This is a genomic window from Myxococcus llanfairpwllgwyngyllgogerychwyrndrobwllllantysiliogogogochensis (assembly GCF_006636215.1).
In the GTDB taxonomy this organism is placed as follows: domain Bacteria; phylum Myxococcota; class Myxococcia; order Myxococcales; family Myxococcaceae; genus Myxococcus; species Myxococcus llanfairpwllgwyngyllgogerychwyrndrobwllllantysiliogogogochensis.
The window spans coordinates 1-391 of the sequence record NZ_VIFM01000979.1; the positions used below are offsets into that span (position 1 = coordinate 1).

General features: G+C 57.3%; 1 protein-coding gene. It reads right to left on the reverse strand.

The genetic code is table 11. The annotated features are described in order from the left end of the window. Window positions 1-391, reverse strand: a 391-nt coding sequence (locus FJV41_RS56530) for a PDZ domain-containing protein (RefSeq protein WP_181791657.1), incomplete at both ends; no start/stop codon positions are given.

The following is a 391-nucleotide window of genomic DNA, read 5'->3' on the forward strand; positions in this document are numbered from 1 at the left end:
GCGCCACGACGTCATCCAGACGCCAGCCGATGACATCAACCATCGACTTCCCGGTCTGGCCAACGCCAACGATGCGATCGCCGACGCTGATCGCTTTGCTTTTCGCGGCTGGACCGCCCGCCACCAGCGAATTAATGACGGTATAGTCATCATCCATCTGCAGCACGGCGCCGATCCCCTCGAGTGAGAGGCTCATTTCGGTGTTGAACTGCTCGGTATTACGCGGCGACAGATAATTTGTGTGCGGATCGATTTCGCGAGCGAAGGCGGTCATCGCCAGCGAGAAGACATCTTCGCTGTTGGTTTGCGCCAGGCGACGGATAGCAAACTTATAGCGACGGGTTAAGGTGTCGCGGATCTCTTTATCGTCTTTACCCGCCAGCTTCAGGCT